An 8,896-nucleotide genomic window follows, 5' to 3' on the forward strand; every position below is an offset into this window, starting at 1 on the left:
CCGCTTCGCCGAAGCAGGAGCCGCGGCTGTCGTGGTGGCGGATCGTGACGCCAGCGGCGCCGAGCGGGTGGCGGCGGAGATCGGCGGGGTGGCGGCGCCCACCGACGTCACCCGTGAACCCGAGATCGTGGCACTGATCGAGCGCACCGAAGCCGAGCACGGCCCGATCGATCTGTTCTGCTCGAACGCCGGGATCCTCGCGGTCGGCGGTCCCGAGGTGCCCGACGACACCTGGCGGCGGATCATCGACGTGAACGTGATGGCCCACGTGTGGGCCGCCAGGCACCTCGTCCCCCGGATGCTCGGGCGAGGCGGCGGGTACCTGCTGAACACCGCGTCGGCCGCGGGGTTGCTCAGCCAGATCGGCTCCGCCCCCTACACGGTCACCAAGCACGCGGCGGTGGCCTTCGCGGAGTGGCTGGCCATCACCTACGGGGATCGGGGTCTGAAGGTCTCCGTGCTCTGCCCTCAAGCCGTCGACACCCCCATGATCGGGGGCATCGCCAGCGGTGGGGTGGCAGGCGTCGACGGCGTGCTCTCCCCCGATGCCGTGGCCGAAGCGGCCCTGGACGGCTTGGCCGCCGAACGCTTCCTGATCCTGCCCCACCCCGAGGTCGCCGAGTACGTGCGCCGCAAGGCCGACGACCCCGAGCGCTGGCTGGCGGGCATGCGCCGCCTGCAAGCCCGCTTCCTCGGTGGACCGTGAGCCAGCGGCCCGACCCCGGTCGCAGTCCACGCCGGACCCTGGACCCGTTCCCGGAGCCGGGCCTCGCGGCTCTGGGGCTCCGGCCGGGCGACCGCGTCCGGTTCCGCCGCCGGGCCGACGAGCGATGGAAGGAAGCGGTCGTGGTGCGGCGGGAGCGTGATGGGAGCGTCGGGTTGCGCGACGCCAAAGGTGCCGCCCGGGCGATCACCATCGAGCGCCTCCAGGTGCGCACCACCGGGCCGCGAGGAGGGACCGTCTGGGAGAGCCTGGCCGAGCGGGCCGCCCGCACCGAGCAGCTCGAGCTCCTGTGACCGGACGGCTCCACCTGGACCACCTCTCTCCCGGCGACGTACCGCTCGCGCTGGCCGAACGGCACCGGGCCATGGTGGTCGACGAGCGACTCGAGGTCGCCGTCGACCCGGGATGGCCCCGGGCACGTCTGCGCGACGTGGTCACCGGGGCGGGCTTCGAGGTGGAGTTCATCCAGCAGCCCGGACGCAGGACGGATGGGCTGGTGGTCACCGCCCGCCGGGCCCACACCCTCGCCGACACCGTGGCGCCCGGCATGCATCTGCTCGTGGTGGGCCTGAACCCCAGCCTCTTCGCGGCCGATGCCGGGGTGGGCTTCGCCCATCCAGGTAACCGGTTCTGGCCTGCGGCGCTGGCCGCGGGCCTGGTCACGGTCGACCGCGATCCGATCCACGCCCTGCTCCACCACGGGATCGGCATGACCGATCTGGTCAAGCGAGCCACCGCGCGGGCCCACGAGCTGTCCACCGCCGAGCTGCGTGCCGGGCTGGAGCGGGTCAGCCGGCTGGTCGAGTGGTTGCGACCGGGCGCGGTGTGCCTGGTGGGGATCACCGGCTGGCGAGCGGCCGCCGGCCGGCAGGCCACCGTGGGTGTGCAGGCGGGCGGGCTCTCGGGCTCCCCTCTCTACGTCATGCCCAACACCAGCGGCGTGAATGCCCACGCCTCACTCAGCGAGCTCGTCGAGCACCTCCGAGCGGCGCGCGCGCTCGCCCGCTGCGGTTGAGCGCCACGCCCGCGGCCACCAGCGCGAGGGCCACCGCGGCGAGCAGCGCCGCCGCCACACCGGTCACCGGCAGCACGCCGGTGGCGGCTGACGACCGGTGCTCGGCCGCGTGCTCGGTTTCGGCGGGCGACTGAGGGGCCGACACCCCCTGGCCAGGAGCGGTGGTCGTGGTGGTGGTCGCCGCCGGATCCTCGACCGCCGCCGGCAACGATGCGTTCGACACCGGTGCCGCGATCTCGCCGTACCGGGCCTGCACCGTCGCCCGGTACCGCACCCCCTTCACCGGGTCCGCCAGCCGGTAGCCGGTCACGTCGCCGCCCACCTCGACCGACAGCGGCTCGAGCGACGCGGTGCGGCGGAGCTCCGATCCGGCGGCGAGCACGCCCCCACCCTCGCTCTCGGGTTCGATGTCCACCCGGTACGCCGTCGGCTCCCCACCCGATGGCGGCGGGTTCCACGTGACCACCAAGCCACCGGATCCGTCCGCGGTGATGGTCACCCCCGTCGGGATCCGGTCGGGCCGGTACTCCCGGCAGGGCTGGTTGCGCACCGACGGGCACGCCGGGTACTCGCTCGGGACGCTCGGCGCCAGCGAGGCGGGCAGCACCGGCAGGACCAGCCGGGAGGGCCGACCGGCGCTGTGCGCGATGTCATTGTGGGAGCCGTCGACCCCACCGGTGGTGAACTCCCAGAACGGTTGGTTCCCTCCGGGTGCCTCGATGTTGAGCCGCAGGCGTGAGCCTTGCCGGAACACGTGGGCGAACGGGAACAGCGCGATGCGCACCGGCACGAACTGCCCCGCGGGCATCGGGGCGGCGTCGGCCTCGAGGAACGTGTGGAAGGGCTCGAGCTCGGTGGAGCGCGCCTCGTCGAGGGCCCGCCCCCGGGCTCGCAGCCACCCGCTCTGCACGTAGCGCTCCTGTCCGTCCGGACGGACCTCGGTGATGGTCACCTCGAGATCGGTGTCCGGCGCGCCCGAGCGCAACCAGAGATCGACGCTGCCCATCCCGGCGATCGCCGTGTCGACGGCGAACGGATCGGTCACGAAGCTGCGCGCCGTGCCCTCGGCCAACGGCTCCCAATCGAGGACCGCGTCACGCTGCCAGATCGCCTCGGTGGAGCCGGAGAACGTGCGCGCCGGCTTCGCCGAGGGCGAGTAGGTGTAGGACGAGACGCCCCGGGGCTCCCCGTCGGGGATGGTGGGCGGCGTGCTCGAGAGGCGACCGTCGGCGTCGAGGTACCAGCTGGTGGTGACCGCTCCGGGAACGGGCCAGTTCGCATAGGTGGTCTCCGCGGTGGACAGCGGCATCCCTGGCGCGGCAGCGGTGCCACCGTTCTCCCACAACACCCGGACCTTGGGCTCGGCCTCATACGCCGCCAGTGCCGATCCGTAGTCGGGGTACCCGATGAAACGATCCGGCGGGAGCGTCGCCGGTGCGCCGAACAGCGTGGTGTAAACGTCGCCGACGGCGAAGCGCACCAGGGGATTGACCATCGGGATGCGCCGCCCGACGTAGAAGTCGACGAACTCCAGCACCCTGGTGAGCTGCTCCGGGCCCAGCGGCTCGACATGGGTGCCGTTGGTGAGCGTCACCTTGAGTGGGATCGACGGATCGAAGTCGTCGACCATGGTCGAGAAGTGGCCACCGGTCTGCTCATCCTGAAACGAGCCCGACAGGTACACGGGCACCTGGATGCGGTTGACGAACGTGCGTGGCGCCAGGGCATCGAAGCGGGGCTCGTAGTAACGCTCGGGCTGGATCTGGCCCAGCAGGTCGGCTGACTGCAGGCGCAGCTTCTGGTTGGCCCTGCAGATCGTGTCGCCGTTGTTGATCCGGGTCTTGGCCCACCCGGCCGCGGCCGGTTTGGCGGCGTTGACCCGATCGGTCGCCCAGCCGAGCGCGAACCCGCTGTTGAGGATGCCGCCGGGGTAGAGGGTGGAGCGGACGGTGTCCGCGATGACCGACAACGGGGTGATCGCCCGCAGGTGCGGGGGTCGGGTCGCGGCCACGAAGAGCTGGCTGATCCCCGGGTAGGAGATCCCCACCATCCCGACGTCGCCGTTGGACCAGCTCTGGCGGGCGAGGGCCTCGATCACGTCGTACCCGTCGAGCGACTGGAGGGTCTCGAAGTAGTCGAACGCCCCTCCCGAGCAGCCGGTGCCACGCATGTTCACCCCCACCACGAAGTAGTCGTGGACCGTGAACACCAGGGTCTCCGGCGAAGCCTGGCCGGGTGCACTGGGGTCGTAGCCGGAGTAGTTCACCAGCACCGGGTAGCGCTTGCCGGGCTGGTAGTTGAGCGGTGGGCTCACGTTCACACTCAGGGTCGTGCCGTCGCGGGTGGGCAGGTACCCGTAGCCGATGGGGATGGTGATCGCGTCGTAGAACGAGTCATCCGGGTGGTCGGTCGGCTCCGACACCGTGAGCGGGGCTGACAGCTGGCCGCTCTGGCGCACCCGGTAGCCGCCACCGGAGGGAACCTGGCGGAACAGGTACGCGCCCTGGCTGTCCGCGATCCCGCTGGCTACGACGGTGTCGCTGGCATCGAGCAACTCGACCGGGACCCCGGGGGTGAGGTCCACGACCCAGACCTGGTTCACGCTGCCGTGAGCCGCGAACGGTGGGGGTGCCGCGTCCACCCGGCCCGAAGGCGCTAGGCCGACGAGCCCCGTAGCCATCACGAGCGCCACGAGGAGCACGAGCCCGCGACGAGCACCGACCGTTCGTGGTGACACCGGATCCCCCTTCCTCCCGGGCGCCGTCTGGCCCGGCAGAGCACTCAACGTAGCAATAGGGTGGCTGCATGCGAGTGCGCCTCGAACCCCAGGACGAGTACCTGCACGAGCTCGGCCCGGAGCCGACGTTCAACGAGAGCATGTACTTCAACGTCTACGACCCGGCGGCGCGGCTGGGTGGGTTCTTCCGCCTGGGCAACCGGGCCAACGAGGGCCGAGGCGAGATGACGGTGTGCCTCTACCTCCCCGACGGCCGGGTGGCGTTCATGTTCCAGCGCCCGGAGGTCCACACCAACGACGCGTTCGACGCTGCAGGCATGCGGTTCGAAGTCGTCGAGCCCTTCGAGCAGCTCACGGTGTCCTACGCCGGGCGGGTGGTGCTGCTCGAGGATCCGCTGGCGATGGCCGATCCCCGTCGGGCCTTCACCGAGAACCCGCACGCCGACTGCGAGGTGGCGCTCGTCTACCGGCGGGTGAGCGACATGTTCGGTGGTGAACCCGAGGAGACCCACGAGCGCCCGGGGGAGGAGTTCGCCCGGGGCCACTACGAGCAACTCGTGTCAGCCGCGGGGACCTGCCGGGTGGGTGAACAGGAGTGGCAGCTCGCCGGGTTCGGCCTGCGGGACCACTCCTGGGGGCCACGCACCTGGCAGGCGCCGTGGTACTACCGCTGGCTGACCGCCAACTTCGGGCCCGAGTTCGGCTTCATGGGGTCTCGCATCGCCCGGCGCGACGGCGAGGGGACCCGCGGGGGCTTCGTGTGGGACGGCGAGCGGATGATCCCGGTGAACGACTTCCGGATCAGCACCGGCTGGGAAGGTGAGGAGCGCTACCACCGCAGCATCGAAGCGGTCCTGCGGGCGGCGGGCTCGGGCGGCGAACCGCTCGAATGGACCGTCACCGGCCGGGTACTGAACCTGATCCCCCTGCGAAACCGGCGCGACGGGCTGGTGACCCGGATCTCCGAGGGCCTCACGGAGTGGACCCTCGGGGACGGCCGGGTGGGCTACGGCTGGTCCGAGTACCTCGACCAGATCGTGGACGGCACGCCGGTCGGCCTGGAGGAATAGCGCATCGGCCCGGTCGCCGGCGTCACCAACTCGAACGTTCGGGTGCCGGGCGTTCGCCCCTCAACGAGCGCCCGGCACCTGAACACCTGTGCAGCCCCGGAGATCACCGGACGGGGCGCACCACCTCCCGCCACCGATTGCGGTGGCCCTGCCAGACCGGGCTGGGCTCCAGCCGGGCGCCGAGGCCCGCGACGCGAGGCGCCACGAAGGCAGCCAGCGCAGGCCGGAACTCGGGGGCCAGGACATCCCCGCCCAGCCAGGGGTTCCGACGAGCCCGGTCGATCCTCCACTGCAGCTCGACGACCTCTCGATCCAGGGGATCCGAGGTCCCGGGGGCGGTGGAGAACGCTTCCGTGAGGGCCATGCGACAAGTGTCACCCCCCGGAATCTCTAGGGCAATAGGTCTTATAACTCTATTGATTCAAGGAATCGACCAATCTCATCGATTCATTCCTTAGGATCGATCAGGTGGAGGTGCGTCGCCGTTGGCGAGCGTGGCGAGCGTGGTGAGCGAGGACGGGACCGCCGGCGCGGCGGCGACTTCCCAGCGCGAGCCGGAGACCAAGGGCGAGCGCACTCGGCGACGGTTGCTCGAGATCGCCATCGAGCGGTTCGGGGAACGGGGGTACCGGGCCACCTCGGTGTCGGAGATCGCCCGGGCGGCCGGTCTCACCCAGGCGGCGGCGTACGCCTACTTCCCGAGCAAGGAAGCCCTGTTCGACGCCGCGGTCGACGCCGACGCGTCGGCACTGATCAGTGAGGCCGAGTCCAGGTTGGCCGGGACTCCGGTCCGCCAGCTCGTGCCCATGCTGCTCGTGCTGTTCCTCGGCGGGCTCGACCGGCACCCGCTGGTGCGGCGGGTGCTCAGCGGCCAGGAGCCCGAGGCGCTCGCCCGGCTGGTCGATCTGCCGGTCCTGGGTCGGCTCACCGGTGACATCGCAGATGCCGTCCGGACCGGGCAGGGCCGAGGTGAGGTGCGTGCCGACCTCGACGCCGACCTGTTCGCCAGCGGGGCGGAGACCATCGTGCTCAGCCTGCTGATGAGCGTGAGCCAGGTCGGGTCCTCCACCGAGGCTCGCCGGCAGCTCGGGGTGCTGACGATCTTCGACGCGGTGCTGAGGCCACCGACATGAGCCTCTCCGAGCTCGTCGCAGACCCTCCGCACGACGACGAAGGCCGGGCCAAGGGCGAGACCAAGGGCGAGCGGACCCGGCGCCGGTTGCTGGAGCTGGCCATCGAGCACTTCGGTTCGGGTGGCTTTCGAGCCACCTCCGTCTCCGAGATCGCCCGGGCCGCAGGCGTCACCCAAGCCGCGGTCTACGCGTACTTCGCCAACAAGGAAGACCTGTTCGTGGCCGCGGTCGATGCCGATGCCAGCTCACTCATCGCCGAGTCACGAGCCGCGGTGGCCGGCACGCCGATCCGGCAGTTCATCCCGGCATGGATCGTGGAGCTGTTCGCCCGCCTCGACCAGCACCCGCTCGCTCGCCGTGTGCTCGCTGGCCAGGAGCCCGAGGTCGTCCCCCGGCTGATCGAGCTGCCTGCGCTCGCGGTCGCCACCGGCCAGTTCGAAAGGGAGCTGCGCGAGGCGCAGGCTCGGGGCGAGGTGCGGACAGATCTCGACGCTCGCCGGATCGCGGCCGGTGCCGAGGCCCTGATCGTGTCGCTGCTGTTCTCCACGGTGCAGGTGGGCGGGCTGGCCACCACCCGGCACCAGGCGGGGGTGGTCGAAGCCTTCGATGCCATGCTCCGCCCGCCGGCCTGAAACCGTCTCGCCGAGCGCGCGCTGCCAAGCCGCGATCGACCCGAATGTCAGAGCGATCTCAGCGAGGCGCGAGGTCGCGGATCGCCTGCCGCTGGTCCACCCCCGGGAAGGGCAGGATGGCCAGCGCCGGGGTCGTGACCCCGTTGGCCACGTAGCGCTGCACGTGTTCCCGGCACGCCTCGGGGGGCCCGTGCACGATCAGCTCGTCGACCAGCGAGTCGGGGATCTGCTCCAGCGCCGCCTTGCGGTCGCCTTCGCGCCATCTGGCCCACATGCCGGCGAGCTGGTCGCCCCGGCCCAGCCATTCGTGGAACTTCGCGTATACCGGCACGTTCAAGTAGGCGGCGATGGCGAACCTCCCGAACCCTCGCGCGGTGTCGGCGTCGACCCCGGGGGCCACGAAGATCCGGGCCACGATCTCCTTCTCGGTGCCGTCGGCGTTCGGCCCGAACTGGCGCACGACGGGTGCCACCCGGGCCACGTCGTCGGCTGACAGCCAGTTGATGATCGCGCCGTCCCCCTCGCGACCGGCGAGGCGCAGCATGCCTTCCCGCAGGGCCGCGATCAGGATCGGTACCGGCTCTTCGGGCACCACGCCGAGCCGGAAGCCGCTCACCGAGAAGGTCTCGTAGTCCTGCGTGACCTTCTCGCCCGCCATCGCAGCCCGTAGGAAGCGCACCATGTCGCGCACCCGCTCGTAGGGCGCCTCGAAGGGGATGCCGTTCCAGCGCTGCACGATCACGTCCGACGAGGTGCCGATACCGAAGGCGAACCGCCCGGGTGCGGCCTGGGCCAGCGAGCCGACCGATTGAGCCAGGCAGGCGGGTCCCCGGGTGAACGCGGGGACGATGGCGGTACCGAGCCGCAACGACGGCGCCCACACCGAGGCCAGCGCCAGCGGTGTGAACGCGTCGGCGCCGTCGGCCTCGGCCGACCACACGTCGGTGTATCCCAGGTCCGCGAGCTCCACGACCCAGTCACGCTGCTGATGCAGCGGCACTCCGTTGAACGGGATGGTCATGCCGTACCGACTCATCACAGCCCCCTCCGCCGAACCTGGCGCGAACAGCGACCCGCAACCTACCCGGCCACGGTCAGTCACCCCTCCAGAGCCGGATGATCGCCGACTGACTGGCGGTCGCCATGAGCGTGCCGTCCTCCGCCCACAGGTACACGGTGCCGTGGCCGAAGCCGTGATTGATGAGATCGATGCGGATGTCGACCAGCACCCACTCGGTGTCGACCACGTTGGCCACCCGCAAGGTGTTGTCGAGGCTGTTACTGGTGATCTCGGCTTCCACCAACTCGCCGAGGCCGAGCGGCACATAGTCACCGAGCACCGCGAGCGACGAGGCGGACACGCCCAACAGATCGGGCATGCGGGTCCACACCGCGGTGCGGCCGTTGCGGCCGTCCCGGAGGGCCCAGCGCTGGTCGAGGCGCATCATGATCGACTCCGAGACCACCCGGCGGGGCTCTCGACGCTCGCACTCGTCGGGCGGCGGCACCTCGGGGCGGGCGACCCACTGGCCCCGCTCGGGGAAGGGGCGTGATCCGAGCGCGGCGTTCACGGTGAGGATCTCGG

Annotated in this window: 9 protein-coding genes and 1 pseudogene; 6 read left to right on the forward strand and 4 right to left on the reverse strand. The window is 71.1% G+C overall.

The window, feature by feature from the left end:
- The 3 genes from V7004_RS13970 to V7004_RS13980 all read left to right on the forward strand — a co-directional run.
- Positions 1–706, forward strand: a 706-nt coding sequence (locus V7004_RS13970; protein WP_334144726.1) for an SDR family oxidoreductase, incomplete at its 5' end; no start/stop codon positions are given.
- Positions 703–1,017: a hypothetical protein gene (locus V7004_RS13975; RefSeq protein WP_334144728.1), complete on the forward strand. Its 315-nt coding sequence runs from the start codon at positions 703–705 to the stop codon at positions 1,015–1,017. The genes V7004_RS13970 and V7004_RS13975, both read left to right, overlap by 4 nt.
- On the forward strand, positions 1,014–1,739 hold the full coding sequence (locus tag V7004_RS13980; protein WP_334144730.1) for a mismatch-specific DNA-glycosylase: 726 nt from the start codon (positions 1,014–1,016) through the stop codon (positions 1,737–1,739). Before V7004_RS13975 ends, V7004_RS13980 begins: the two co-directional genes overlap by 4 nt.
- On the opposite strand, the gene V7004_RS13985 is transcribed toward V7004_RS13980, so the two are convergent.
- Complete coding sequence (locus V7004_RS13985; protein ID WP_334144732.1) at positions 1,684–4,380, reverse strand: CocE/NonD family hydrolase; 2,697 nt, start codon at positions 4,378–4,380, stop codon at positions 1,684–1,686. The two genes, V7004_RS13980 and V7004_RS13985, sit on opposite strands and share 56 nt — an antisense overlap.
- A 164-nt stretch (positions 4,381–4,544) precedes the next feature.
- Between V7004_RS13985 and V7004_RS13990 the strand changes: the two genes are divergently transcribed.
- Positions 4,545–5,546 carry a DUF7064 domain-containing protein gene (locus V7004_RS13990; protein ID WP_334144734.1) on the forward strand — a complete coding sequence of 334 codons (1,002 nt, stop codon included), beginning with the start codon at positions 4,545–4,547 and terminating at the stop codon, positions 5,544–5,546.
- A 103-nt stretch (positions 5,547–5,649) separates the two neighbouring features.
- Here V7004_RS13990 and V7004_RS13995 read toward each other — a convergent pair whose 3' ends face one another.
- Positions 5,650–5,910, reverse strand: coding sequence for a hypothetical protein (locus V7004_RS13995; protein ID WP_334144735.1), 261 nt, complete (start codon positions 5,908–5,910; stop codon positions 5,650–5,652).
- Between the two features lie 130 nt (positions 5,911–6,040).
- On the opposite strand from V7004_RS13995, the gene V7004_RS14000 reads away from it, so the two are divergent.
- Both V7004_RS14000 and V7004_RS14005 read left to right on the forward strand, forming a co-directional pair.
- Positions 6,041–6,679: a TetR/AcrR family transcriptional regulator gene (locus V7004_RS14000; protein ID WP_334144740.1), complete on the forward strand. Its 639-nt coding sequence runs from the start codon at positions 6,041–6,043 to the stop codon at positions 6,677–6,679.
- Positions 6,676–7,311 (forward strand): TetR/AcrR family transcriptional regulator, encoded by a 636-nt coding sequence (locus V7004_RS14005; protein ID WP_334144737.1) that lies wholly within the window; start codon positions 6,676–6,678, stop codon positions 7,309–7,311. Before V7004_RS14000 ends, V7004_RS14005 begins: the two co-directional genes overlap by 4 nt.
- Before the next feature lie 58 nt (positions 7,312–7,369).
- Here the strand turns inward: V7004_RS14005 and V7004_RS14010 are convergent, their stop codons facing one another.
- Together V7004_RS14010 and V7004_RS14015 are read right to left on the reverse strand one after the other, a co-directional pair.
- Entirely contained in the window at positions 7,370–8,347 is a 978-nt protein-coding gene (locus V7004_RS14010) for an LLM class F420-dependent oxidoreductase (RefSeq protein ID WP_334144739.1), read from the reverse strand.
- Between the two features lie 58 nt (positions 8,348–8,405).
- A pseudogene (locus V7004_RS14015) lies at positions 8,406–8,896 on the reverse strand (acyl-CoA thioesterase); the annotation flags it as partial.

Origin of the sequence: Rhabdothermincola sp. (genome assembly GCF_036846205.1) — a bacterium.
Lineage (GTDB): Bacteria > Actinomycetota > Acidimicrobiia > Acidimicrobiales > Acidimicrobilacustridaceae > Rhabdothermincola.

Bases quoted from the DNA above. Each gene is read 5' to 3' on its own strand.
- V7004_RS13990 (WP_334144734.1), top strand. From the start codon at position 4,545: ATGCGAGTGCGCCTCGAACCCCAGGACGAGTACCTGCACGAGCTCGGC.
- V7004_RS13995 (WP_334144735.1), bottom strand. From the start codon at position 5,910: ATGGCCCTCACGGAAGCGTTCTCCACCGCCCCCGGGACCTCGGATCCC.
- V7004_RS14005 (WP_334144737.1), top strand. From the start codon at position 6,676: ATGAGCCTCTCCGAGCTCGTCGCAGACCCTCCGCACGACGACGAAGGC.
- V7004_RS14010 (WP_334144739.1), bottom strand. From the start codon at position 8,347: ATGAGTCGGTACGGCATGACCATCCCGTTCAACGGAGTGCCGCTGCAT.